Source organism: Streptomyces abikoensis, assembly GCF_014648775.1.
Classification (GTDB): domain Bacteria; phylum Actinomycetota; class Actinomycetes; order Streptomycetales; family Streptomycetaceae; genus Streptomyces; species Streptomyces abikoensis.
This window is the reverse complement of record NZ_BMRT01000005.1, coordinates 281,955-306,985: the sequence shown is the minus strand read 5'-3', so window position 1 is coordinate 306,985 and position 25,031 is coordinate 281,955. Positions and strand designations below refer to the sequence as shown.

Annotated in this window: 23 protein-coding genes; 8 read left to right on the top strand and 15 right to left on the bottom strand. The window is 71.4% G+C overall.

The annotated features are described in order from the left end of the window. Positions 1 to 143 precede the first annotated feature (143 nt). Positions 144 to 2,306, bottom strand: a complete 2,163-nt coding sequence (locus IE096_RS19250; RefSeq protein WP_189453348.1) for an MMPL family transporter — start codon at positions 2,304 to 2,306, stop codon at positions 144 to 146. Positions 2,307 to 2,557: 251 nt separating this feature from the next. Here IE096_RS19250 and IE096_RS19245 point away from each other — a divergent pair, with 251 nt between their 5' ends. Then, positions 2,558 to 3,664: an aminopeptidase P family protein gene (locus IE096_RS19245; RefSeq protein ID WP_189453346.1), complete on the top strand. Its 1,107-nt coding sequence runs from the start codon at positions 2,558 to 2,560 to the stop codon at positions 3,662 to 3,664. Positions 3,665 to 3,692: 28 nt separating this feature from the next. Here the strand turns inward: IE096_RS19245 and IE096_RS19240 are convergent, their stop codons facing one another. From IE096_RS19240 to IE096_RS19225, 4 genes are all read right to left on the bottom strand, one after another. Further along, positions 3,693 to 5,225, bottom strand: coding sequence for an MFS transporter (locus tag IE096_RS19240; RefSeq protein ID WP_189453344.1), 1,533 nt, complete (start codon positions 5,223 to 5,225; stop codon positions 3,693 to 3,695). Positions 5,226 to 5,407: 182 nt separating this feature from the next. Next, complete coding sequence (locus IE096_RS19235) at positions 5,408 to 6,421, bottom strand: zinc-binding dehydrogenase (protein ID WP_189453603.1); 1,014 nt, start codon at positions 6,419 to 6,421, stop codon at positions 5,408 to 5,410. Between the two features lie 81 nt (positions 6,422 to 6,502). After that, positions 6,503 to 6,997, bottom strand: a complete 495-nt coding sequence (locus IE096_RS19230; RefSeq protein ID WP_189453342.1) for a hypothetical protein — start codon at positions 6,995 to 6,997, stop codon at positions 6,503 to 6,505. A gap of 142 nt (positions 6,998 to 7,139) precedes the next feature. Continuing rightward, the gene (locus tag IE096_RS19225; RefSeq protein WP_189453601.1) at positions 7,140 to 8,693 is read right to left on the bottom strand and encodes a M4 family metallopeptidase; all 1,554 of its coding nucleotides are present in this window, start codon (positions 8,691 to 8,693) and stop codon (positions 7,140 to 7,142) included. Positions 8,694 to 8,996: 303 nt separating this feature from the next. Here IE096_RS19225 and IE096_RS19220 point away from each other — a divergent pair, with 303 nt between their 5' ends. Next, positions 8,997 to 9,578, top strand: coding sequence for a GNAT family N-acetyltransferase (locus tag IE096_RS19220; RefSeq protein WP_229820398.1), 582 nt, complete (start codon positions 8,997 to 8,999; stop codon positions 9,576 to 9,578). A gap of 19 nt (positions 9,579 to 9,597) precedes the next feature. Here IE096_RS19220 and IE096_RS19215 read toward each other — a convergent pair whose 3' ends face one another. Beyond that, positions 9,598 to 9,786 (bottom strand): antitoxin, encoded by a 189-nt coding sequence (locus IE096_RS19215; RefSeq protein WP_189453341.1) that lies wholly within the window; start codon positions 9,784 to 9,786, stop codon positions 9,598 to 9,600. 149 nt (positions 9,787 to 9,935) lie between these two features. On the opposite strand from IE096_RS19215, the gene IE096_RS19210 reads away from it, so the two are divergent. Beyond that, on the top strand, positions 9,936 to 10,700 hold the full coding sequence (locus IE096_RS19210; RefSeq protein ID WP_189453339.1) for a MerR family transcriptional regulator: 765 nt from the start codon (positions 9,936 to 9,938) through the stop codon (positions 10,698 to 10,700). A 29-nt stretch (positions 10,701 to 10,729) separates the two neighbouring features. Here IE096_RS19210 and IE096_RS19205 read toward each other — a convergent pair whose 3' ends face one another. Continuing rightward, the gene (locus IE096_RS19205) at positions 10,730 to 11,227 is read right to left on the bottom strand and encodes a MarR family winged helix-turn-helix transcriptional regulator (RefSeq protein WP_189453337.1); all 498 of its coding nucleotides are present in this window, start codon (positions 11,225 to 11,227) and stop codon (positions 10,730 to 10,732) included. Positions 11,228 to 11,326: 99 nt separating this feature from the next. On the opposite strand from IE096_RS19205, the gene IE096_RS19200 reads away from it, so the two are divergent. Then, on the top strand, positions 11,327 to 12,193 hold the full coding sequence (locus IE096_RS19200) for an EamA family transporter (RefSeq protein WP_229820360.1): 867 nt from the start codon (positions 11,327 to 11,329) through the stop codon (positions 12,191 to 12,193). A 98-nt stretch (positions 12,194 to 12,291) separates the two neighbouring features. Beyond that, entirely contained in the window at positions 12,292 to 12,945 is a 654-nt protein-coding gene (locus IE096_RS19195) for an NAD(P)-dependent oxidoreductase (protein WP_189453597.1), read from the top strand. 96 nt (positions 12,946 to 13,041) lie between these two features. Here IE096_RS19195 and IE096_RS19190 read toward each other — a convergent pair whose 3' ends face one another. Then, positions 13,042 to 13,617, bottom strand: coding sequence for a TerD family protein (locus IE096_RS19190; protein ID WP_189453332.1), 576 nt, complete (start codon positions 13,615 to 13,617; stop codon positions 13,042 to 13,044). A gap of 199 nt (positions 13,618 to 13,816) precedes the next feature. On the opposite strand from IE096_RS19190, the gene arfB reads away from it, so the two are divergent. Next, the gene (gene arfB / locus IE096_RS19185) at positions 13,817 to 14,254 is read left to right on the top strand and encodes an alternative ribosome rescue aminoacyl-tRNA hydrolase ArfB (protein ID WP_189453330.1); all 438 of its coding nucleotides are present in this window, start codon (positions 13,817 to 13,819) and stop codon (positions 14,252 to 14,254) included. A gap of 16 nt (positions 14,255 to 14,270) precedes the next feature. Here the strand turns inward: arfB and IE096_RS19180 are convergent, their stop codons facing one another. After that, positions 14,271 to 14,816, bottom strand: a complete 546-nt coding sequence (locus tag IE096_RS19180) for a flavin reductase family protein (protein WP_229820358.1) — start codon at positions 14,814 to 14,816, stop codon at positions 14,271 to 14,273. A 413-nt stretch (positions 14,817 to 15,229) separates the two neighbouring features. Here IE096_RS19180 and cdgB point away from each other — a divergent pair, with 413 nt between their 5' ends. Beyond that, the gene (gene cdgB / locus IE096_RS19175) at positions 15,230 to 17,026 is read left to right on the top strand and encodes a diguanylate cyclase CdgB (RefSeq protein ID WP_189453328.1); all 1,797 of its coding nucleotides are present in this window, start codon (positions 15,230 to 15,232) and stop codon (positions 17,024 to 17,026) included. Between the two features lie 145 nt (positions 17,027 to 17,171). Continuing rightward, positions 17,172 to 18,179, top strand: coding sequence for a carbohydrate-binding protein (locus IE096_RS19170; RefSeq protein ID WP_189453326.1), 1,008 nt, complete (start codon positions 17,172 to 17,174; stop codon positions 18,177 to 18,179). A gap of 594 nt (positions 18,180 to 18,773) precedes the next feature. Here IE096_RS19170 and IE096_RS19165 read toward each other — a convergent pair. The 6 genes from IE096_RS19165 to IE096_RS19140 all read right to left on the bottom strand — a co-directional run bounded on the left by IE096_RS19165 (position 18,774) and on the right by IE096_RS19140 (position 24,798). Beyond that, a complete protein-coding gene (locus tag IE096_RS19165; RefSeq protein ID WP_189453324.1) occupies positions 18,774 to 19,262 on the bottom strand; it encodes an RICIN domain-containing protein in 489 nt (162 codons plus the stop codon). Between the two features lie 164 nt (positions 19,263 to 19,426). Continuing rightward, the gene (locus IE096_RS19160; protein ID WP_189453322.1) at positions 19,427 to 20,260 is read right to left on the bottom strand and encodes a class II fructose-bisphosphate aldolase; all 834 of its coding nucleotides are present in this window, start codon (positions 20,258 to 20,260) and stop codon (positions 19,427 to 19,429) included. Between the two features lie 70 nt (positions 20,261 to 20,330). Further along, complete coding sequence (locus IE096_RS19155; RefSeq protein WP_189453321.1) at positions 20,331 to 21,251, bottom strand: 1-phosphofructokinase family hexose kinase; 921 nt, start codon at positions 21,249 to 21,251, stop codon at positions 20,331 to 20,333. Between the two features lie 135 nt (positions 21,252 to 21,386). Further along, positions 21,387 to 22,565 carry an N-acetylglucosamine-6-phosphate deacetylase gene (nagA, locus tag IE096_RS19150; RefSeq protein ID WP_189453319.1) on the bottom strand — a complete coding sequence of 393 codons (1,179 nt, stop codon included), beginning with the start codon at positions 22,563 to 22,565 and terminating at the stop codon, positions 21,387 to 21,389. After that, on the bottom strand, positions 22,562 to 23,527 hold the full coding sequence (locus tag IE096_RS19145) for an ROK family protein (protein ID WP_189453317.1): 966 nt from the start codon (positions 23,525 to 23,527) through the stop codon (positions 22,562 to 22,564). The genes nagA and IE096_RS19145 overlap by 4 nt, the downstream gene beginning before the upstream one ends. A gap of 386 nt (positions 23,528 to 23,913) precedes the next feature. Further along, positions 23,914 to 24,798 carry an SIS domain-containing protein gene (locus IE096_RS19140; RefSeq protein ID WP_189453315.1) on the bottom strand — a complete coding sequence of 295 codons (885 nt, stop codon included), beginning with the start codon at positions 24,796 to 24,798 and terminating at the stop codon, positions 23,914 to 23,916. Positions 24,799 to 25,031: the final 233 nt, after the last annotated feature.

Sequence of the window (25,031 nt, the reverse complement as noted above, 5' to 3'; positions counted from 1 at the left end):
TCGATCTCGATACCGGAGAGGCGATCCTACGGCGAGGGGTGAGAGGCAGGCACCCGTTTTCCGGAGAGGATGGGGCGCGAACTCGAAGAGCTGCAGGGCCTGTTCAGGCCCTGCAGCTCTTCGGGGCGGCTCGGATGATCCGGCTAGTGCCAAGCCCCGTCTCCCGTGCGGGAGGCAGTCGACTTGTCGGCCGTGGTGAGCGCTACGGCCTGGGGCGAGTCCTGGTGGCCCGGCCACCAGGCCTTGTGGCCCAGCAGCGAGGTGACGGTGGGCACCAGGAGCATCGCCATCACGAAGGCGGTGAGCAGGATGCCGAAGCCGACGGCGAAGCCCATCTGCTGGAGCATGGAGTTGTCGGCGAGGACCAGTACGCCGAAGGTGCCGGCGAGGATGATCGCGGCGGAGGCGACGGTCGGGGTGGACTGGGCCACGGCCGTGCGGATGGCCTCCTTGGGCGGGACGCCGCGGCGGACCTCCTCGCGCAGCCGGGCGATCATCAGGATGTTGTAGTCGGTGCCGAGCGCGACCACGAAGAGATAGACGATCACCGGCAGCATGAAGAGCAGGCCCGGCTCGCCCTTGAGGTCCTGGAAGAGCCAGACGGTGGAGCCCAGGGTGGCGCCGAAGCCGAGGGCCACGGCGATCATCATGTACCAGGGCGCGACCAGGCTGCGGAGCAGCAGGCCGAGGATGATCATGATGGCCAGTCCGGCGGCAGGGAAGACGACCCGGTAGTCGTGGCCCACGGCGTCCTCGATGTCGGCGAGGACGGCGGAGGTGCCGCCGACGAGGGCCTCGGTGCCGGCGGGCGCGGCCGCGTGGGCCGCATCGCGCAGTTCGCCGCCCGCGAGGTCGATGGCCTCGTCGGCGGAGGGCCTGTACTTGAGGATCACGCTGTACTGGGCGACGGTGCCGTCGCCGTTGACGACGGCGGGCGCGGCCGTGCCGACGCCGTCGACGGCGGCGAGCTTCCCGCGGAAGGTCTCCAGCGCCGCCCGGTCGAGGCGGGTGCCGTTGGTGGAGCTGAGGTAGATCATGGCCGGGTCGGACTGGCCGGCGGAGAAGCCCCGCTGGAGGTCCTTCATGGCCTGGACGGACTCCAGCTTCTGCGGCATCTGGCTGCTGGTGTCGAACTGGGGCTTCATGCTGAACGCGCCCACGGCGAGGATCGCGAGGACGGCGGTGGACAGCGCGGCGACCACGCCGGGGCGGTGGGCGACCAGCCCGCCGACGCCGTTCGCGAAGCGGTTCCGGGGCTCCTTGCGCCAGGCCTTCGACGGCCAGAACGCGGCGCGCCCGAGGAGCGAGAAGACGGCGGGGACGAGCGTGAGCGCCGCGACGAGGGTGACGCCCACGGAGATGGCCAGGGAGGGGCCCATCGCCCGCATCATGCCCAGCGTGGAGAGCAGCAGGGCGGTGAAGGCGACGATGACGGCCCCGGCGGCCGAGGCGATGGTCTCGCCGACCCGGGCCACGGCCTCGACGAGGGCCTCCTTGGGCTCCTGGCCCCGGCGCAGGTGCTCGCGGTAGCGGAAGAGCAGGAACAGGATGTAGTCGGTGCCGACGCCGAAGAGGACGACGATCAGGATCGTGGACATGGAGGAGTCGGCCTTCAGCCCGCCGATCGAGGCGGCGGTGCCGATCAGGCCCGTGGCGACGACCGAGACCACGGCGATGATGACGAGCGGCAGGATCGCTATCAGCGGGCTGCGGAAGATGACCAGCAGCAGCACGATGATCAGCAGGAACGTCGCCGACATGACCATGGCGTCGGTGTCGGTGGACGACTCCTTCGCGTCGAGCTGGGTGGCCGCCTGCCCGGTGATGCCCATCTTCAGATGGGTGCCGCTGAGCAGCGGTTTGGCGTCCTCGCGCAGCTTCTTGACCGAATCGGGCAGCTTCTCGTCGTTGAAGTTCTTGGTGGTGGCGTAGATGTTGGCGAGGGCCACCTCGCCGTTGGGGGAGACGGCCTTGGGGTCGGAGACCACCTTGCCTATCTTCTCGTGGTGCTTGCCGTCGAGCCCGGCGGCGACCTTGATGACGTCGCGCCTGTCGGTGTCGTCCAGCTTGCCGCCGTCGGCGCGCTGGAACACCGCGATCGCGGCGGGCTGTTCGGTCTGCGGGAAGGCCTTCTGCTGGAGGTTCCCCACCCGCACCGATTCGTAGTGCGAGGGCAGGAACTCGGTCTCGTCCGTGGTGGACTTCAGAGCCGGGGCGAACATGGCGAGGGCCACGGCCGCGATGATCCAGCCGGCGATCGTGAGCCAGGGTCGATGGACGGCGAACCGCCCGACTCGACGGAACATAACGCTCCTTCAACTACCTCTTAACAGCATGCGTGTACGGGCGCTCGTGTGTGCGGTATGGGCGGGAAACACGCTAGGGACTGAAGTTCCCGCTCCACAACAAAATCCCGGGGAATCAGGGGGAAATCGGCCCTGGGGTGGGGAAGTTGAGGAAGCCTCTCAACCCTGAGGAGGAGGGCGGGTGGAGGCCCTCTCACCCGTGGGGTAGAGGTCACTCGGCCGACCGTCTTCGTCCGGATTACGCTGCCCCCATGAGCGATGTCGATTTCTATGCCGCGCGCATGGAGCGCGCCGTCCTGGCCGCCGTCGAGGCGGGCCTGGCCGGTCTGATCATCTCCCCGGGCCCCGATCTCGGCTGGCTCTGCGGCTACCGCGTCCCGGCCGTCACCGAGCGCCTCACGGCCCTCCTGCTCGCCCCCGGCCGCAAGCCCCTGCTCGTGGTGCCCCAGCTGGAACGGGCCGACGCCCAGCACTCACCGGGCGCGGGCGCGCTGGAGATCGTCGGCTGGGTCGACGGCGAGGACCCGTACACCACCGTCGCCGGGCACCTCGACCCGCGCGGCCGTTACGGCGTCTCCGACGCGACGTGGGCGCTGCACCTGCTGGCCCTCCAGCGAACGGCCCCGGAAGCGGGCTTCGGGGCGCTCACGGAGGTCCTCCCGATGCTCCGGGCGGTGAAGGACGCCCACGAGGTCGAGCTGCTCGCCGCCGCCGGGGCGGCCGCCGACGCCACGTACGAGACCATCGTGGACGTGCGCTTCGCCGGGCGCCGCGAGCGCGAGGTGGCCGCCGACCTCGCCCGGCTGCTCCGGGAACACGGCCACTCCCAGGTCGACTTCACGATCGTCGGATCGGGCCCCAACGGTGCCGATCCCCACCACGAGGCGGGCGACCGCGTCATCGAGGACGGCGACATGGTCGTCCTGGACTTCGGCGGCCTCAAGGACGGCTACGGCTCCGACACCACCCGCACGGTGCACGTGGGCGAGCCGACGGCGGAGGAGCGCACGGTCCACGACCTGGTGCGCGAGGCCCAGCAGGCCGCGTTCGAGGCGGTGCGCCCCGGCGTGGCCTGCCAGGACGTCGACCGCGTGGCCCGCCAGGTCATCCGCCGCGCCGGATACGGCGAGTACTTCATCCACCGCACGGGTCACGGCATCGGCGTCACGACGCACGAACCGCCCTACATGGTGGAGGGCGAACACCTGCCGCTGGTACCGGGGATGTGCTTCTCGATCGAACCCGGGATCTACCTGCCGGGACGGTTCGGGGTGCGGATCGAGGACATCGTGGTGTGCACGGACTCCGCCGGGCGGAGGCTGAACAACACGGCGCGCGAACTGCGCGTCGTGCGCTAGCCCCGGCCGGGGGCGGGGACCCCATGTGTCAGCGCGGAGCGGGGTTGCGAGGGGGCCGCAGGCCCCGCTCGGAAACGGTGAAGGGGCGGGGCCGGGGCTGGTTCGGCGCCCGCGCGCTCACCATCACGCTCGCCACCAGCGCCGCCAGCAGCATGATCCCCGCACCCCAGCCGATCGCCACGTTGAACCCGTGCACCGCGCCGGCCTTGACGGCCGACGACGCGCCCGCGTGCCCCGCCAGATACGCCGCGCTCGCCGACGTGGCGATCGTGTTCAGCAACGCCGTCCCGATCGAACCACCCACCTGCTGTGCCGTGTTCACCGTCGCCGAGGCGACGCCCGAGTCGCGCGGCGCCACTCCGGACGTGGCGACGTTGACGACCGGCATGAAGATCAGGCCCATGCCGAGCCCGACGAGGATCATGGAAGGCAGGACGTGCGAGGCGTAGGCCGGCTCGGTGGTCAGGAACGTCAGCAGGAACAGCCCCGTCGCCGCGAGCAGGGCGCCCGGCGCCATCAGCAGCCGGGGCGGCAGCCGGGTCATCAGCCGCGCCGAGATCTGCGTCGAGGCGAGCACGATCGCGCCGGTCATCGGCAGAAATGCCAGGCCGGTCCGCAGCGGTGAGTACCCGAGCACGACCTGCAGGTAGTAGGTCATGAACAGGAACATCCCGAACATCCCCACGACCGCCAGCGCCATCGTGATCAGCGCGCCGCCCCGGTTGCGGTCGGCGATGACGCGCGGTGGCAGCAGCGGGCTGCGCGCCCGGGTCTGCCACCGGGCGAAGAACGCCAGCAGCACCACCCCGCCGCACAGCAGACCGAGGACCAACGGGCTGGACCAGCCGTGCGGTTCGGCCTCGCTGCACGCGTAGACGACGGCCACGAGCCCGCCGCAGCCCAGCAGCACCCCGGGCAGGTCCAGGCTCGGCCGGTCGGCCGGCGGCGGCCGGTGGTCGCGCAGCAGCCAGACCGCGCCGAGCAGCGCGATCAGGGCGATCGGCACGTTGACGTACAGGCACCAGCGCCAGTCCAGGTACTCGGTCAGCAGGCCGCCGGTGATCAGCCCGATGGCCGCGCCGCCGCCCGCGATGGCGCCGTAGATCCCGAACGCCTTGCCGCGCTCGCGCAGATCCGTGAACGTCGTCGTCAGCAGCGACAGCGCCGAGGGCGCCAGCACCGCCGCGAAGACGCCCTGCAGGGCGCGGGCCGCGTAGAGCGTGCCCTGGCCGTGGGCGGCGCCGCCGAGCGCGGAGGCGGCCGCGAAACCGACGAGGCCCAGGGTGAAGGTGCGTTTGCGCCCGATGCGGTCGGCGATCCTGCCCCCGAGCAGCAGGAGCCCGCCGAAGGCGAGCGAGTAGGCGGTGATGACCCACTGGCGGTGGGCGTCGGTCATCCCGAGCTCGCGCTGGGCCGAGGGGAGGGCGATGTTCACGATGGTCGCGTCGAGCACGACCATCAGCTGCGCCAGTGCGATCACCACCAGCCCCCACCAGCGGCGGGGGTCGGCGTCGGTTTCAGGGGCCTCGGAATCGGCTATGGGAGGCTCGTTCGAGCTCATGGGTACCCGCTCTCGCGTGCTCTCGCGCCGTGCGCGACGTGCAGAAGCTCGCAATCCAGCCTAGGCCCGCCGGGTGACATACGCCCCTCGACGGTGAATCGGGCGCTTGTTCGGCATATTTCGACGTATGCAGTCGCACCCGGCCGCCTCAAGGCCGCACCCACCCCAAGGCCGCACCCGCATCAGGGGACGAGCACGACCTTGCCGATCGTGCCGCGCGTCTCCAGCGCCCGGTGGGCGGCCGCCGCCTCGGCGAGCGGGAAGCGCTGCACGGCCGGGACGACGCGCCCCGCCGCGGCGTCCGCCAGCGACAGCTCCTCCAGCCGCCGTATGCCGGTCTCGCCCCCGCCGAACCGTTCCAGCATGGCCGGGCCGAGCACGTTCCGTGAGGTGATGCCACGCTCGGCGAGCCAGGTCGGCTCCGGCTCCCACGGCCCCGCGCCGACCGTGCCCCGCGCGGACCAGCCGAAGACCAGGTGCAGCCCGCCGGGCGCCAGCAGGTCCACGGCGGCCCGCGCGACCGCGCCGCCGACGCCGTCGAACACGACCGTGGCGGCGCGCCCCCACAGGGCCGTACGGGCCCGCTCGGCCCACTCGGGGTCGTCGTAGTCGAGGGCGACGTCGGCGCCCAGCGCGCCGACGTGGGCGACCTTGGCCGGCCCGCCGGCCAGCCCGACGACGGTGGCACCCGCGTTCTTGGCGTACTGCACGAGCAGCGAGCCGATGCCGCCCGCGGCGGCCGGGACGATCACGACGTCGTCCTCGCCCAGCTCGGTGAAGCCCAGGATGCCGAGCGCGGTGCGGCCCGTACCGATCATGGCGATGGCGTGGTCCTCGGCGAGCCCGTCCGGCAGTTCGTGGAGCCTGGCGGCGTCGACGACGGCCAGCTCCGCGTAGCCCCCGCCGGGGGCGGTGCGGCCCAGGTGGGCGACGACTCGCCGGCCGAGCCAGCGGGGGTCGGTGCCCTCGCCGAGGGCGTCGACGGTGCCCGCGACCTCCCGGCCCAGGACGGCCGGCAGCTCGGGCAGGCCGTACGGGTTGCCGGGGTCCCCGGCGCGCTGGGTGGTGTCGACGAGGTGGACGCCCGCCGCCGCCACGGCCACCCGGACCTGGCCGGGGCCGGGAACGGGGTCCTCGGCGCGCTCGTGGCGCAGGTTCTCGGCGGGGCCGAAGGCGTGCAGACGGATGACGTGCATGGCGCTCTCCTCGAAGATCGTCACGGGGACGGTCCCGAGTCTTCAACCTCAACCAGGATTGAGGTCAAGCACAGATGTCGTTCACACCCGGGGGAAGCGGCTCTGCAGGTCCCAGATGGCGGGGTTGTCGCCGAGTCCGTCATGCATGTCCACCAGATCCGCGATCAGATCGTGAAGGAAATCGCGGGCTTCGCGGCGCAGCGCCTTGTGGTCGAAGGTCAGCGGCGGGTCGTCCGGCGCCCAGTCGGCCGTGACCTCCACCCAGCCGAAGCGGCGCTCGAAGACCAGGCAGTCGGTGGACTCGGTGAAGTCCAGCTCGGCGAACTGCGTCCGCGCCGAGCGGCTGCCCCGGGGGTCCTGGTCGACCTTCTCGACGATGTCGCACAGCGCCCACGCGAAGTCGAGCACCGGCACCCATCCCCAGGCTGTGGACAGCTCCCGGTCCTCCTTGACGTCGGCCAGATAGACGTCGCCGCAGAACAGGTCGTGCCGCAGCGCGTGCACGTCGGCGGTGCGGTAGTCCGTCTGCGGGGGGTCCGGGAAGCGGCGGGAGAGGGAGTAGCCGAGGTCGATCACGCTTCATGGTACGTACGGAAGGCGAGGACGTACGACGGGTGCGCCCCCGCCGCCACGGGTGCCGCCCCCGCCGCCACGGGGGCGACGGGGGCGCTGGGGGGTGTACCCGTCGGGGCGCACCGGTGGGGTGCGCCCGCGGGGGTTACTTCACGTTGATCGCGGTCCAGGTGGCGGCGACCGTCTTGTACTCGTTGCTGGTGGCGCCGTAGAGGTCCGCGGTGGCCTTGAGGGTGGCGGTGCGGGCGGCCTTGTAGTTGGTGGTGGAGGTGAAGTACGTGGTCAGGGCCTTGTACCAGATCTTGGTGGCCTTGTCCCGGCCGATGCCCGTGATCTTGGAGTTGTTGTAGGTGGGGCTGTTGTAGCTCACGCCGCCGACGACCTTGCTGCCGCTGCCCTCGGACAGCAGGTAGAAGAAGTGGTTGGCGGGGCCGGAGGAGTAGTGGACGTCGACGCTGCCCAGGGAGGACGACCAGTAGTCCTTGGAGCGGCCGTCCTTGCTCGGCTTGTCCATGTAGCGCAGCGGGCTGCCGTCGCCGCGGATGTCGATCTTCTCGCCGATGAGGTAGTCGCCCGGGTCGGCGGCGTTGTTGGCGTAGAACTCGGCGGCGGTGCCGAAGATGTCCGAGGTGGCCTCGTTGAGGCCGCCGGACTCGCCGCTGTAGCGGAGGTTGGCGGTGGCGGAGGTGACGCCGTGGCTCATCTCGTGGGCTGCCACGTCGAGCGAGGTCAGCGGGTGGGCGTCGTTCTCACCGTCGCCGTAGGTCATGCAGAAGCACTCGTCGTCCCAGAAGGCGTTGACGTAGCCGTTGCCGTAGTGGACGCGGGAGTAGGCGCCCTTGCCGTCGCCCTTGATGCCGCTGCGGCCGAGCACGTTCTTGTAGAAGTCCCAGGTGACGGCCGCGCCGTAGTGGGCGTCGACACCGGCCTTCTGGCGGCCCGCACCCCAGACGTCGCTGGAGTTCGTGAAGAGCGCGCCGGTGCCGTCGGTGCCCTGGTTGAGGTCGTACGTCTTGTGGCCGCCGCGCGAGCCGTCCTCGAGGGTGTACCCCGAACCCGACTTGGTGGTGGTCAGCGGAACGTTTCCGCTGTAGGTGCTGGTCCCGGTGCCGGTCTCGATGGCCTCGTCCTGGAACAGCTTCTCACCGGTGTTCGCGTCGGTGATCACGTGGAGCTTGCTGGGCGTGCCGTCCTTCTGGACGCCGGTGACCACGGTCTCGTACGCCAGGACCGGCTTGCCCTGCGCGGCCCAGATGACCTTGCGCGGCGCGCGGTCGGCGTCGGCCTTCGCGGTCTTCTCCCCGGCGGCGACGCTCAGCGCGCTCTTCTTGGCGGCGGCGGGCGCGAGGGAGGGCGTGGTGCTGGGCACGGCTATCTTGGCGTCGGTCGCCTTGGTGACGTCGCGGGCGCCGTTCTTCTTCTGGTGCACCACGAGGTCGCCGCCGAGCACCGGCAGGCCCTCGTAGGTGCGCTCGTAGCGCGTGTGCGTCGTGCCGTCGGCGTCCTTCACGACGTCACGGACGATCAGCTTCTCCTTGTCGGCGTCCAGGCCGATCTTCGCGGCGGTCGAGGCCGCCCCGCCCTGCGCGTCCTGCACGGCGGCGGCCCGCTGGCCGGCGGAGAGCGCCAACTGCTGGCCGCCCGCGACCTTTTCGGCCGTCGCGTTCGCCGAGCCCGACTGCACGCCGATGACCACCATGGCGGCGGAGGCGACAAGTGCGGCGGCGCGCAGGGAGTTCTTTCGGGGGGTGGCGGTGTTGCTTCTCAACTCGATCTCCTAAGAGGGGGGTTACGGGCAGCCCGGGTCAAGGGCCGCGCCGTTGCGTCAGGAGTGGTGCAGGAGCGAATTGAGGAGAGCGTGCCACCGATGGACGGAGATTGACAGGGGCGCAACAAGGATTTGATCTGTTGGTAAACGCTGAGCGGTGGATTGGATCCGCTATGCGGTGAGTTGGGGGGCGGGGAAGATGTGTTCAACTGAGGAAGAGGGCAGTTGAACGGAGTGAAAGGGCTGGCGGGAATGGATATCGGAATGTACGCGGAGGACTACCTTCCGGAGCAATTCCGCGTACAGGCGCGTGCGTTGCGCGAAGAGGCATGGCCCGGCCTCGGAGGAATCCCGCACGATCCCGCGTTGAATCCGCTGACGATACCGCTGGTAACGCCGGAGGGTGAAGTCACGGCGGTGCTCGACGTCCTGTGGAAGGACATCGAGCACGAAGGCGTCCGTTACCGGGCGGCCGGCCTGAGTTCGGTCGTCACCGCCGAGGCGCACCGGGGCAAAGGACACGGGCGGCAGCTCGTGGCTGCCGCCCGTGAAATGATCGCGAAAAGCGGTGCGGACCTGGGAATCTTCACCTGCGACCGCCCCTTGCGGGGCTTCTACGAAGGGGCCGGCTGGCGCGTACTGGAGGGCGCCGTACTCGTCGGGGGCACCCCGGAGGCTCCCTTCCCCAGCGACCGCCCCGGCTTCGACAAGGTCACGCTGGCGGACTTCTTCACCGAGCGGGGGCGGCGCGGTGCCGCGTCGTTCCGGAACGCCCGGATCGGGCTCTACCCCGGGGAGATCGACAGGTTGTGGTGATCAGGGGTGGCGAGGGGCGCTAGGGCTGGTCGTCCGTGGGCGGCCTGTTGCCGAGCTGCTCGTCGATCTTCCGCTGCGCCGCGTCGACCTGGCTCTGGTACTTGTTCCCCGTCCTCGCGTCGAACGCGTCGCCGGCCTTCTCGACGCCTTGCCGGGCTGTGTCCTCGTGCCCCTTGAGCAGGCCCTTGAGCTTGTCGAGCATGGACATGGTCGTCCTCCTAACGGAACGCCTGACGCCTTCAGGATCGCCGCGTTCCGCCCCCGCCGCATCCCGGGCTTGTGGTTGCCGTTACGTCAACTCCTACGGTTTCCCCAGGGCCGGAACGGCCGGCCCGGTGATGTGGGAGGGCTGGACGGATGGCCTGGTCGATCGCGGATGTGGCCCGGATGTCCGGGGTGACGTCCCGGACGCTGCGGCACTACGACGAGATCGGGTTGCTGCCGCCCGCGTGGACGGGGGCCAATGGGCACCGCTACTACGAGGAGGCCGAGCTGCTGCGGTTGCAGCAGATCCTCCTGATGCGGGAGCTGGGGCTGGGGCTGCGCGAGATCCAGGCGGTCCTGGACAGCCAGGTCGACCGGCTGGCCGCGCTGCGCGAGCACTACGAGCGGCTGCTGGGCGAGCGCGACCGGCTGGAGACGCTCGTCCGCACCGTCGGCCGCACCATCACCGAACTGGAGGAAGGAGAGAGTGACGGTATGACGAGGATCAACCGGCCGGAGAACCTGTTCGAGGGCTTCGGCCCCGTCGACGCCGAGACCGACGCGGAGGTGCGGGAGCGGTGGCCGCGCGAGTGGGAGCAGTCCCGGCAGGCGGTCGAGGCGATGACCGCCGAGGACACGGAGCGGTGGCAGCGGGAGGTGACGGCGCAGATGATCCGCATGGCGGAGCTCATGGTGGCCGGCGTCCCGGTCACCGACCCGGCGGTACAGGCCGAGGTGGAGGCCCACTACCGGGGCGTGTGCGGCTTCTGGACCCCGAACGCCTGCGCGTACAAGGGAGTGGGGCAGACGTACGTCGACGACCCCAAGTTCCGCGCGAACTTCGACAGGATCGCCGAGGGGCTGGCCGCCTACCAGCGTGACGCGATGGTCGTCTACGCGGACACCCGGCTGGGCTGAGCCCCGGCTCGTTCGTCGGCGGAGCGGTCTCAGCCCGCCCTGTCGCCCAGGGACTCCAGCAGGGTGCGCAGCGAGCCCGCCAGGGCCTCGCGTTCGCCCGGGCTCAGGGCCGCCAGGACGCGTTCCTCCGTGGCGACGTGGTCCGGGAGGACGCGGTCGATGAGGGCGCGGCCCTCGTCCGTGAGGGAGACGACGACGCTGCGGCCGTCGTGGTCGCTGCGGGTGCGGATGACGAGGCCGCGGGCCTCCAGGCGGTCGAGGCGCTGGGTGATGGCGCCCGAGGTGACCATCGACGAGCGCATCAGCCCGGCCGGGGTGAGGCGGTACGGGGGCCCGTTGCGGCGCAGGGTGGCGAGGACGTCGAAGGAGGCGCCGTCCAGGTCGTGCGCGGCGAAGGTGCGCCGGAGCTCGGTGTTGATCAGCTGGTGCACCCGGTTCAGCCGGCCGATCACGGCCATGGGGGATGCGTCCAGGTCGGGCCGCTCCTGCGCCCACTGTTCGAGTACTCGGTCGACGTGATCTGCCACGGCCCCAGCCTAGCAATGTCTTAGCGGTGAGGTAGATCACTCACCGATAGCTTAGCGATGAGTTATATTGGCTTAGTGCTAAGCAATCGGATCGGGATCGTGTTCCTCACCGCGCTGGCGCCCGCCGTCTGGGGCACCACCTACGCCGTCACCACCGAGTTCCTGCCGCCCGGCAGGCCCCTGCTGGCGGCGGTCGTGCGGGCGCTGCCCGCGGGCCTCGCCCTGGTGGCGGTGACCCGGCGGCTGCCGAAGGGCGACTGGTGGTGGCGGGCGCTGGTGCTGGGGGCGCTCAACATCGGGGCGTTCTTCGCGCTGCTGTTCGTCGCCGCGTACCGGCTGCCCGGCGGCGTCGCCGCCACCATCGGGGCGGTCCAGCCCCTGCTGGCCGCCGGGCTCTCCACCGGACTGCTGGGGGAGCGGCTCTCCCTCCGCACGGTGGTCGCCGGCGCGGTGGGCGTGGCCGGTGTCAGCATGCTCGTCCTGCGGGCCGACGCGCGGCTCGACGGGATCGGGGTGGCGGCCGCGGTCGGCGGCGCGGTGGTGATGGCCACCGGCGTCGTGCTCAGCAAGCGCTGGGCCTCGTCCGCGCCGCCGCTCGCGGCGACGGGCTGGCAGCTCGTGGCCGGAGGCGTGCTGCTGCTCCCGATCGCCCTCGTCGTGGAAGGCGCGCCGCCCACGTCGCTCACCGCGGCGAACCTCGCCGGGTACGGCTATCTGGCCGTCGTCGGTTCCGCGTTCGCCTACGTGCTGTGGTTCCGGGGCATCCGGGCGCTGCCCGCCACGGACGTCACCTTCCTCGGGCTGCTGAGCCCCGTCGTCGCCACGGCGGTCGGCTGGCTCGCGCTCGGTCAGTCCCTCACCGTCGCGCAGGGGCTGGGCGGGCTGGTCGTCCTGGCCGCCCTGGTCGTGGCACAGACGCAGCCCAAGAAGCGGCTCGCACCCCGTCAACTCGCCCACAAGAGCTGAGAGTCAAGGAAGAAGAGGAAGAGGACACGATGCGAGAGATGCGCGAAGACATGAGTGAAGACATGCGCGAGGGCGTGCGCGAGGGCGTGCGCAAGCCTCTGAAGGTCACCGTGTTCGGTGCCGCCGGGAACGTGGGGCGCCGGGTCGTCGCCGAGGCGCTGGCGCGCGGGCACCACGTCACCGCCGTCGTCCGCGACCTGGCCCGGGGCCGGGCGGCGGGGCTGCCCGAGGCAGCGGAAATACGCGTCGGCGACGCGGGAGTCGTCGAGGATGTCGCTGCCTTGAGCGCCGGGCAGGACGTGGTCGTCGGCGCCACCCGCCCCGCGCCCGGGCAGGAGGGCCAACTCGTCCCCATGGCGGAGGCCCTGCTGGCCGGGGTCGCGGCCGCCGGCGCCCGGCTGCTGCTCGTCGGCGGCGCGGGGGGCCTCTCCGTGCCGGGCACGGACGGTCGTGTCCTCGTCGTCGACGACCCGGCGTACGTCCCCGAGGCGTGGCGGCCCATCGCGGTGGCCTGCGTCGAGCAGCTGGCCGCCTGCCGCGCCGCCGGCGCGGCCGTGGACTGGACGTACCTGAGCCCGCCGGCGCAGCTGGAGCCGGGCGAGCGGACGGGCGCGTACCGGCTGGGCCGCGACGAACTGCTCGTCGACGGCGAGGGCGGCTCGGCCGTCTCCATGGAGGACCTGGCCGTGGCCCTGCTGGACGAGGCCGAGCGGCCCGCGCACCGGCGGGCCCGGTTCACCGTGGCGTACTGACGCGACGACACACGACAAGGGTGCGCGGAGGGCCGCCTCGTCCCGGTGGGGAGGACGAGGCGGCCCTCCGTCGACCCCTCAGACGTCTCAGACGTCTCAGACGTTGACGCCGAAGTCCTGGGCGATGCCGACCAGGCCCGACGCGTAGCCCTGGCCGACCGCGCGGAACTTCCACTCCGCGCCGTTGCGGTAGAGCTCGCCGAAGACCATGGCCGTCTCGGTGGCCGCGTCCTCGCTGAGGTCGTAGCGGGCGATCTCGGCGCCGCCGGCCTGGTTGACGATGCGGATGTAGGCGTTGCGGACCTGGCCGAAGTTCTGCGAGCGGGCCGCGGCGTCGTAGATGGAGACCGGGAAGACGATCTTCGTGATGTCGGCCGGGAGGGCCGCCAGGTTCACGTTGATCTGCTCGTCGTCGCCCTCGCCCTGGCCGGTGGTGTTGTCACCGGTGTGGACGATGGACTGGTCCGGCGTCGACTTGTTGTTGAAGAAGACGAAGTGGGAGTCGGAGTAGACCCGGCCGCCCGCGTTCACGGCGATGGCGCTGGCGTCGAGGTCGAAGTCCGTGCCGGTGGTGGTGCGGACGTCCCAGCCGAGGCCGACCGTGACGGCCGTCAGGCCCGGGGCCTCCTTGGTGAGGGAGACGTTGCCGCCCTTGGACAGGCTTACAGCCATGGGATGAGTCCCTTTCTGCTTCTACGTCGACTCGCGGCGCGCTCCAGGCCGCCGTCACATCCCTGATAACGCCATGTGGGGGACCCGGGGTTCCATTCCGCTTTACTTTCTTTGCCGGTTCCTGACGCCGGGCCGGCCGTCGTGGCGTCCATGCCCTCCGTGGATAAACGGGGTGACGTGTTCGCGTCCGTCGGGGAACATGGGACGCATGTCCGGTCCCTACGTCATCCGCGGCTCCGTCTCCCTCCCCGAGGCCGAGCTCCTGTGGCGCTTCTCGCGTTCCTCCGGGCCGGGCGGTCAGCACGTCAACACGAGCGACAGCCAGGTCGAGCTGCGCTTCGACCTCGCGGCGACGAACGCGCTGCCCGAGGTGTGGAAGGAGCGCGCGCTGGAGCGGCTCGCGGGCCGGCTCGTCGGCGGCGTGGTGACGGTACGGGCCTCGGAGCACCGCTCGCAGTGGCGCAACCGCGAGGCGGCGGCCGTGCGGCTGGCGGCGCTGCTGGCCGAGGCGAGCGCGCCGCCGCCGAAGCCGCGGCGGCCCACGAAGATCCCGCGCGGCATCAATGAGCGGCGGCTGCGGGAGAAGAAGCAGCGCGCCGACACCAAACGGGGACGTACCGGCCGCGATTGGCACTGACCGAAGCCGGCTGGAGCTAGTCCAGGTGGCGGTAGCGCCCCCGGAAGTACGCCAGCGGGCCGGTGTCCGTGCCGGGCGTGTCCGCCCGTAGCACCCGGCCGATGACGAGCGTGTGGTCCCCCGCCACCACGCGCTGCTCGGTGCGGCATTCGAGGACGGCCAGGGTGTCCTTGATCAGCGGGGCGCCGCTGACCGCGCCGCGCTCGTGGGGGACGTCCGCGAAGAGGAGCCGGTCGCTGATGCGGCCCTTCATGGCGAAGCGGCCCGCGATGTGGCGCTGGCCCTCGGCGAGCAGGGAGACCGCCCAGGCGGGCTGCCGCTCCAGCAGGTCGTCCATGCGGGAGCCGTTGCGGACGCTCACCATCACCAGGGGCGGGTCCAGGGAGACGGAGACGAAGGCGGTGGCCGTCATGCCGACGTCCTCGCCCCGGGGGCCGTCCTCCGGGTCGTGCGCGGTCACCAGCACGACGCCGGCCGCCAGCCGGGTCAGGGCGGCGCGGAATTCGTCGGCGGTCACCCCCTCGGGGTGGCCCTCGCGGTGGGTGTCTGGCTCGGCGGTCACTACCTCAGGATGGGCTATGCCGGTCTCGGTGGGCGAAGTCGTCTGCAACACGCCTCGCACGCTAGCCGTCCCGGGGGACGGGACGCATCGGGCTGCGGGACCAGTCGGGGTTCCCGCCGGGTCCTAGGTCCTGAGAGCCTGTGCGCGTACGTCCGCGTGGGAATCGGTCCGGAAGAGATCTGATCATGTCCGTTCGTGTCTTTTCCGGGCCCTCGAATTTGCGTTCATTAAGCATAAGAGCGCGATCGAACGCCAGGGGTGCGACTTCAACGCCTCTTGTGACATGAGTCACAGAGGGCGCTAATTGTTGACCCTGTGTACCGGGTGGTCAGCTCGCTGTGATTCAGTGGCCGGGTAATCGGACGAACAAGAAGCCTGGAGTTTGCTGTCGAGGTCTCGGGGGAGAGCGAGCTATGGAGACCGAGTCGGAGCCGTACGTCCGCCTGGCCACCTTGAAACAGGTCCATCGGGCGATCGCGGACCTGAACACCGCGCGCAGCCTCGCGGACACCTTGCAGACCGTCGCCGACGGTGTCGTGTCCGGGCTCGGCTACGAGCTCTCCGCCGTCAACCTCGTCCGCCCGGACGGTGATCTCGTCGTCGCCGCCGTGGCCGGGAGCGCCAGTGCGGAGGCCCTGATGGCGGGGCGGGTCGGCTCCCGCGTGTCCTGGGAGCGGCGGCTGGCGATGGGGGACGAGTGGGGCGATCTGCGCTTCATCCCGTACACCGAGGGCTGGGTCCTCGACGACGACGACGTCCCCCAGTGGCACACCGCCGGCCCCGCCCCGCGCTTCGCCGACGAGTGGCACCCGATGGACCGGCTCTTCGCCCCGATGTACTCCACGGGCCCGTCCGGCGGCGAACTGCTCGGCGTCATCTCCGTGGACAAACCGCGCAACGGCCGTAGACCCGGCGCATGGGGCCGGGAGGCCCTGCAGATGTACGCGTCGCAAGCGGCGATTGCGATCAGTAACGCTCGTCTACGCGCAAATATGCAGCGTGCTCTGGTCCGACTCGAACGGGAGCAGCAGGCGCTGCGCGCCAGCGAGGAGAGCTTCCGACAGGCGTTCGAATACGCGCCGAGCGGGATGGCCATCGCCGAGATGGGCGGCGACCAGCACGGCAGGCTCCACCGCACCAACGACGCGCTGTGCCGGCTGCTCGGCCGCTCCGCCTCCCAGATGCGCCGCTACTCCTTCGCCGACCTCGTCCACCCCGAGGACATAGGCACCCTGCTCCGCACCTCCGCCGAGGGCGGCCGCGCCGAGCTGCGGCTGGCGCGGCGCGACGGAACGTTCGTCTGGGTGTCGCTGCGCAACTCGGTCGTGGCCGACGCCGCCGACGGCCCGCGCTTCCTGCTCACCCACGTGGAGGACATCGAGGAGCGCAAGCGGCACGAGCTCCAGCTCGCCCACCGGGCCAGCCACGACTCCCTGACGGGTCTGCCCAACAGCGCCGAGCTCCGCGCCCGCCTCAGCAGCCGGCTCTGCGGCCGCCCGCCCGGCAGCGAGACCCACGCGGCCGCGGCCGTCGGCCCGTACGGGGCGCTCGACGGCTTCGCGGAGGTCGCGAGCGTCGAGAGCACGGCGTACGTCCCGGAGCCGCTGCCGGCGGGAGGGCTCCCCTCCGCCGGTGGTCACGGCCACGGTCACGGCTTCGGCTCCGACACCGGCCCCGACTATGCGCCGGACTTCCCGCCCGAGGACTACGGCGGCGGCCCGGGGATCTCCGTCGGCTACGGCCACGGGCACGGCCACGCCTACGACCACCACGAGCACGCGATCGCCCCGGACGAGGACACCGACGACGGCACCAAGGGCCTGGCCGTCCTCTTCTGCGACCTCGACGGCTTCAAGTCGATCAACGACCGGTTCGGCCACCACACGGGTGACGCGGTGCTGATAGAGGTCGCCCGGCGGCTGAGCAACGGCGTGCGGGAGGGCGACACCGTCGCCCGGCTCGGCGGCGACGAGTTCGTCGTCCTCGCCGACGGGCTGGCCCTGGCGGACGCGGAGGATCTTGCCGTCCGGCTGCGAAATGCCATCATTCCGCCCATAAGGGTCGACGGCCGGGCCGTCCGGGTGGGGGCGAGTTTCGGAATCGGCTGGGCGGGCTGCGGCATGAGCGCGGACGAAGTGCTGCACTCCGCTGACCAGCGGATGTACCGGGAGAAGCGGGCGCGGGCGAAGGCGGGAAGACGCGCCGGATGAGTGCCGGTTTGCCCGGCCCCCCGAGCCCGGGTGCCCGGCGTGAAACCACCCACTCGGGGTACGCTTCGCCGATGCGGCACCGCCGCCGAGCGTGGTGCGTGGGAGCCGACGGGCACACCATGTGGGATATGGGGAGTGACAGGGGATGACGGCCGGTAACAACGGCGCGGGCAGCGGTTCGGGAGCGTCCGGAGCGCCGGAGAACGACGACCCGTTCGGCTACCTGTACCGCTCGGAGGGCGGCGGGTCCGCCGAGAGCGGCCAGCAGACCGCCGCCTATCAGCCGGGCGTCCCCCGCACGTCCTACAACCAGGTACGCCCGGTGGGCTCCCGCACGTACGGCGGCACGCAGGGCGTCGGCTCGAACCTCGGCGCCGCCGCGCAGCGACCGGGCGGCCCGAACCCGCACTACGCGGCGCCGGAAACCCTGGGCGCGCCCACGCAGGGCCAGGCGGCCGTACGGGGCGGCCACGGCGGTCACGGCGCGGGGGCCCCGGCGCGCCCGAAGCGGCGCGGGCTGCTCATAGCCGCGATAGCGGTCGTCCTCGTGGTCGCGGGCGGCATCGGCGTGGCGATGATGCAGAACAGCTCGTCGGACGACAAGCAGACGTCCGCCGACGGCGGCAAGACGGCCCCGGACGGCTCCGGCAAGTCCGACGAGTCGTCGAAGAAGGGCAAGGACGGGGGCGAGGGCAAGAAGAACGACGAGCCCAAGAACCCCTCGGCCAATGGTCAGCTGAAGCGGGACGCCGCCACGCTGCGGCTCAGCGGCGGTGCCACGACGGAGAAGACCGTCCCGGGCGCCCAGGCCACCGACGGTCTGTACATCACCGGGATGAACCGGGTCGGCGCCGCCGTGGAGTGGACGGTCGACGTGGATTCCGCCGGCGAGTACCGGCTGAACGCCCGGTACGGCGTGCCCGGCAAGAACGCCAACTTGACCATCAACACGAATGGCAAGGGTGACACGCGCGCCATTCGGATGGAGAACTTCGGCGGCACGAAGGAAGGCGACTGGGAAGCCGGCTGGAAGAACACCTGGTCGGTCATCAAGCTCAACAAGGGCACCAACACCATCCGTCTGTCCTGCGAGCAGGGCAACGCGTGTGAGGTGCACCTCGACCAGCTCTGGCTCACCCCGGGCGGAGCCTGACGCCCCGGGGAACCCCGCCATCGCCTCTTCAGCGGGGCGGGGTATTTGCGGGCGTTCCGGCATTGGGCTTCTTTAAGGCCGGGGGCTTCCGATGCGGCGAAGTTCCGCGTTGAGAATGTCGGAGGCGCTGTGGAGGTCGGCAGGATCGAAGGCCGCGTCGCGGAGGGAAATACAGAGGGCCTGGCCCCTTGGATTGGACGCTGACTCCGCAGCGCACTGAGTAACCCATTGAGGCCAGGCCCATGCCTGACCCTGATGGGTCAGCTTGCCAAGAGGCTAGAGGAGTAAGCATGCCTGGCGCGGGCCTGCACAGCGGTCGGCGCGCCTCATGGATTCCTGCTCCTAGTCGAGTGGCGCCAGGCGTTGCACGACGCGAGATCTCCCCAATAGGAATGCCCTGATCGGCGGGATTTTCGCGAGGCGTGCTGTCAGCGATAGTCGCGACGGCCCCTCTCGGTGCCCTTCCTACTCAGTTCCGGCATTGCTCGTTCTCGGGCCGATGGCCACCAGGCCGTCAATAGCATGGTCTGCAGAATCTGCGCGAGCTGCCTCGGGCGCTACGCACTGGCAGTCGTCTTCACTCTGAGGTGAACCCTAGTACCTCTCGATGGACCAGTACTGCCCGGGGACTTGAGCGTCCGACCACTGCTGGACCTTAGCGCCGTTCGCGCGACTCGAGTTCGATACTTCGAGCGCCTTTCCGCTGTTGTGGTTGTAGATCTTGTTGTCTATGATATGCCATACCATGGTGTCGTTGTTCCTGTTGCAATTCCACTGCTGGGCAGGTGCGCCGTTATCTGTTCGTGAATCAGCGATTTCGAGGCACTTCCCGCTCCGGTTTCGGATCATGAACGTCTCGTTCACCAGGTGATCGAGATACCAAATGTTGCCGGATTGGTTGCCGCAATCCCATTGCTGTGCCGTGGCGCCGTTTTCGTCGCTTGAATTGTCGATCTCAAGACACTTCCCCAGCCCATTGCGAATGCGAACCATTTCTTCGTCCGCGTGGCTCACGCTCGGGGTCAGCAGTATGATCGCCGCGGCGGACGCGACAATTGCCGGAATTTTTGAGACGAGCTTCATTCGGAAATTTTCCTTGATGGCCGGGAAGGGCTTATAGGTCTCTCTGGGTGTTTAGCGGGATGATCATATGCTTTTTGTCCGTGAAGTGACAAGTGATTTGCAAGTGTGCGATTTCCGGCCAATGTGGCCATAATTCGCCACTCCGTTGGCGCGTCGCCGCAGAGCTAAGCGTGAGCGCCTGTCGCGCGCAGGAACCCCGCCACCGCCCCCGTCATCGCCTCGCGAGCGGGGGCGAGGTATTTGCGGGGGTCGACCGTCGAGGGATGGGCCTCCAGGAAGGCGCGGACCGCACCCGTGTAGGCCTTGTTGAGGGCCGTTCCTACGTTGATTTTCTTGATGCCGGACGCGATGGCGCGGCGGATTTCCGCGTCCGGGACGCCTGAGGAGCCGTGGAGGACCAGGGGGACCGGGAGCGTGGTGGCGAGGGCCTTGATGAGGGCGTGGTCGAGGGTGGCCGTGCGTTCGGTCATGGCGTGGGTGCTGCCCACGGCCACGGCCAGGGCGTCCACGCCCGTGTCGGCCACGTAGGCGGCCGCCTCGGCCGGGTCGGTGCGGACGCCGGGGGTGTGGGCGTCGCCCGGCTTGCCGCCGACGCGGCCCAGTTCGGCTTCGAGCCAGATGCCGCGTTCTCGGGCCCAGCGGGCCGCCTCCGCCGTGGCCTTGACGTTCTCGCCGTACGGGAGCTTCGACGCGTCGAACATGACCGAGTCGAAGCCGTGGGTGGCGGAGGCCCTCAGGAGGTCCGTGCTTTCGACGTGGTCCAGGTGGAGGGCCAGGCGCGCCGTCGACGCGCGGGCCACCGCCGCCGTCGCGGCGGCGATGGGGGCCAGGTCGCCGCCGTGGAACCTCACGGCGTTCTCGGAGATCTGGAGGATGGCGGGGGCGCCGGCCGCCTCCGCGCCGAGCGCGATGGCTTCGGCGTGCTCGATGGTGATGACGTTGAAGGCCATCACGGCTCCGCCTGCGGTCATGAGGTCGTGGGTGCGGGTCAGTGGCATGGGCTGCTCAACCCCTCCGTGGGTAACGGTCGCTTCGGCACCGCCGGGTCCGGCCCCGGTCCGCGTCCGCTCACAGCTCCTCGACCCGTACGGCCGTCCTCAGCTCCTCGTACGCCCCCGCGTCGAACTCGCCCGCGCCCGGGGCGCGGACCGTCGCCGCCGACAGGGACACCGCGCGTATCAGGCGGTCCGGCCAGGGCAGGCCCTCTGTCAGGGCCGAGAGGAGGCCCGCGACGGCCGAGTCGCCCGCGCCCGTGGGGTTGCCCCGCAGCGGGGTGGGCGGGGTGGCGCGCCAGGTGCCGTCGGGGGTGACGGCCAGCATGCCGTCGGGGCCGAGGGACGCCGCGACGGCGTGGGCGCCGCGGCGGCGGGCGTCCAGGGCCGCGGGCAGGGGGTCCGTGGAGCCCGTCAGGGCGGCCAGTTCGGCGGCGTTGGGCTTGACGACGTCCGGGCGGGCGGCGATGCCGCGCCGCAGCGGCTCGCCGCTGGTGTCCAGGAGGACGGGCACGTGCCGGGCGCGGGCCTGGCGGATCAGGTGGGCGTAGGCCCCGACGGGGACGCCCGGGGGCAGGCTGCCGCACAGGGCGACGGCGTCGGCGTCGCGCAGGAGCTGGCCGTAACGGTCGTCGAAGGCGGCCCATTCGGCCGGAGTGACGTCCGGGCCCGCCTCGTTGAGCTGCGTCGCGTCGCCGGTCGCGTCGTCCACGACGGCCACCGTGCGGCGCGTGACGCCGGTGATGGGCACCAGCGCGTCGGTCAGCGGCCCCGCCGACTCCGCGAGGAGCCGGCGCAGGGTGTCGCCCGTGGCGCCGCCCGCGAAGCCGGTGACCACCGTCTCGTGGCCCAGCGCGGCCAGCACCCGCGCGACGTTCACGCCCTTGCCGCCCGGCCGTTCGGCCGAGTGCCGGACGCGGTGCGAGGCGTGCGGGAGCAACCGGGGGACGCGATAGGTCAGATCGAGCGCGGCGTTGAGCGTGACCGTGAGGATCATCGGCGCCTCTCTCCTCGACCGGGGCGGCAATGGGCGGCAGTGGGCGGCAGTGGTGGTGCGCCAGCGATCATGCCAAAGCGAGAGCGGCAGGCCCAGACCTCCGGGCCCGCCGCTCTCGACGAAGTGGGCGGATCATTACCGCACTTCGGGCTTAACCAGCCATTCGCCCTTGCGCATCACGCCGACGAGGTCGAACGTCCCGTTCAGGACGACCAGGTCCGCGTCCTTGCCCGCCTCGATCGTGCCGATCCGGTCCGACAGGCCCAGCAGCCGCGCCGGGGTCGTCGACAGGGCTCGTACGGCGTCCTCGACCGGCAGCCGGTCGACCGTCACCGCCCGCTTGAACGCCGTGTCGAGGGTGAGCGTGGACCCCGCGATCGAGCCCGCCGTCGGGCCGTCCGCGATTCGCGCGACGCCGTCCTTGACCTCGACGCGCATCGGGCCCAGCGGGTACATCCCGTCGTTCATGCCCGCCGCGCCCATCGCGTCCGTGATGAACGCGACCCGGTCCGCGCCGGCCTGGTGGAAGGCCAGCTGGAGGGCGGCCGGGTGGAGGTGGGTGCCGTCGTTGATCAGCTCGACCGTGACCCGCTCGTCCTCCAGCAGCGCCGCGATCGGGCCGGGCGCGCGGTGCAGGAGGGAGGGCATCGCGTTGAACAGGTGCGTCGCGACCGTCGCGCCCGCGTCGATGGCGTCGAGGGTGGCCTCGTAGGTGGAGTCGGTGTGGCCGACGGCCGCGATCACGCCGTGCTCCGCGAGCAGCCGGACGGACTCCAGGCCGCCCGGCAGCTCCGGCGCCAGCGTCATCATCCGGGCCGCGCCGTGCGCCGCGTCGACGAGCTTGCGGACGTCCGCCGGGTCCGGGTCGCGCAGCAGCTCCGGCTGGTGGGCGCCGCAGCGGTGCGCGGAGATGAACGGGCCCTCGAAGTGGATGCCCGCCAGATCGCCCTGCTCGGTCAGCTCCGCCAGGGCCGCCGCCTGCCGGGCCAGGTCGTCCAGGTCACCCGTGACCGTCGAGGCGACCATCGTGGTGGTGCCGTGGGCGCGGTGCGTGCGGATCGCGGTGAGCGCCTCCTCGGCGTCGCCGGACGAGAAGGACGCGCCGCCGCCGCCGTGGACGTGGATGTCCACGAAGCCGGGGACGATCCAGTGGCCGGTCAGGTCCAGCTCGTTCGCCTCGTGCGCGGTGTTCTCCGCCGCCTCGTGCGCGGTGCTCTCCGCGATGCGGCCGCCCTCGACCGTTACGCGGGCCCCCTCCGCCACCCCGGTCGGCAGCGCTACGCGGGCGCCGGTGAGAACCGTTCGTTCGGTCATCGGGCGGATACCTCCATGGATTCCGTGTCATGCGTTGCGAGTAGGTCCCACGCGAGCAGGCCCGCGCCCAGGCAGCCGGCGGTGTCCCCGAGGGCCGCCGGGACGATCCGGGGGAGCTTCTGGAAGGTGACGCGCTCGGCGACCGCGGCGCGCAGGGGGGCGAAGAGGGTCTCCCCGGCCTCGGCCAGTCCGCCGCCGATGATCAGCAGGCGCGGGTCGAGCAGGGTCAGGGCCGTCACGAGACCGTCGGCGAGGGCGTCCACGGCGTGCCGCCACACCCGCTCGGCGCGGGGGTCGCCCGCCGCCACGGCCTTCGCGCAGTCGGCGGCGTCGGCGGCCGGGTCACCGCTCGCCTCCGCCCAGGCGCGGCTGACCGCCGACGCGGAGGCGATCGTCTCCAGGCAGCCGCGGCCGCCGCAGCCGCAGTCGAGCGCGTCGGCGTCGGCGCCGCGGCGCACGGCGATGTGGCCGATCTCGCCCGCGTAGCCGTGGGCGCCCGCCTCGATCCGGCCGTCGATGCCTATCGCCCCGGCGATGCCGGTGCCCAGCGGCACGAACAGGAACCGGTCGGCGCCCCGGCCCGCGCCGACGCGGCCCTCGGCGAGGCCGCCGGTGCGGACGTCGTGGCCGAGGGCCACGGGGGTGCCGGCCAGGTGCTCGCTGAGGCGGTCGCGGAGGGGGAGGTCGCGCCAGCCGAGGTTCGCGGCGTAGACGGCGGTGCCGCTGTCCGTGTCCACGATGCCGGGTACGGCGATGCCGGCCGCGGCGGCCGGTTCGCCGTACGTACGGCGGCCGTGCTCGCGCAGGTCGGCGGCGAGGGCGAGGATGCCGGCCACGACGGCCTCTGGGCCCTTGGCGCGCTCGGTCGGCCTGCGGGTTTCGTGCAGCAGGGTGTGGTCCGGGGCGATCAGTGCGGCCTTTATGGCGGTGCCGCCTACGTCCAGGGCGATGACGTGTTTCACGTCTGTAGTTTCGCCCTTACGGGCGGGAAAGGTCTAGTCCACTCGCCGTGGCGACTGTGGGTCGGGGGCGGGGTGGGGCGGACGGGCCCTTACGGGGCTGAGCTCTTCGCGGCCCCTGCCACTTTGGTACGGGGTGCCCCGCACTGGGCTCCAGCGGCGAAGAGCTCCTTACGCCCCTACCAGGGCCCATCCACCCCACCCCGCCCCCTCACGTCACCCCAGCCGTGGGTACCCCAGGGAAGCCCCCGACCCCCGCCCCCTACCCGGTGCAATCCGGCTCCGGGTGATCGGGCGGGCGGGTGGGGTAGAACCCGCGCCGAAGGCGCGGAAAACCCCCACCGGGGGCACCCGGAAAGTCCACGGAACCCCGCGCGGGAGGCGCCCGGTCAGCCGGAAAGCACCACGCTCCGCGTGAGGTGCCGCGGCGCGTCGGGGTTCAGCCCCCTGGACTCCGCCACCGCCACCGCCAGCCGCTGCGCCCGCACCAGATCCGCCATCGGATCGCCCCCCTCCGCCACCAGCGTCGCCCCCGTCGCGGTCACCTCCGCCGCCAGCCCCTCCGGCAGTGGTCCGAACGACCACACCACCCGCCCCGGCCCCGCGATCGCCACCGGCCCGTGGCGGTACTCCATCGCCGGGTACGCCTCCGTCCACGCCCCCGCCGCCTCCCGCATCTTCAGTGCCGCCTCCTGCGCCGGCCCGTACGCCCAGCCCGCGCCCAGGAACGTCCACTGTTCCGCCTCCACCACGGCGGTCGGCAAGGGGGACGACAGCGCCTGTTCCGCCTCGTCCGCCGCCGTCGCGACCGCTCTGGGTGCGACGCCCGTGCGCAAGAACGCCAGCGCCGTCGTCGCGAAGCGCGTCTGGACGACGGACTCCTCGTCCGCCCAGTCCAGGACGGCCACCTCCGTCGCGGCGTCCACGACGGGCGTCTTCCCGTCCGCGGTGATCGCCAGCGTCGGGGTGTCGCCCGCCGCGTCCAGCACGCGCAGCACCTCCGTCGTCGTACCGGACCGCGTGATCGTCACGATGCGGTCGTACGCGCGGCCGCGCGGGAACTCGGACGCGGCGAACGCGTCCGTCTCGCCCTGCCCCGCCGCCTCGCGCAGCGCCGCGTACGCCTGGGCCATGAACCACGACGTGCCGCAGCCGGTGACGGCGACCCGTTCGCCCGGAACGGGGAGGCCGGTGGCTTCCGACGCGGCCCGGGCCGCGCGGCGCCAGCTCTCCGGCTGGGTGATCAGTTCGCGGTGGGTGAGGGACTGCTTCATGCGCCTGCTCCTTGCGGGATGCGGATCCGGATGTGAATGCGGATGCGGTACGAGCGTCGAGCGGTCGTCCTCGTGCATAGCAGGCCCCCTTGACCTGGGGGAAGGGCGATACGGCGATACCGAAGCGAAACCCCGGAGCCGTAGACCGTATGGTTGCGCGCGGGAGAAACTCACGGTCTCCACGGGACTCGCGAATCCCAGGGGGGAGATTCCACGGTCTCCACACGGCGGAC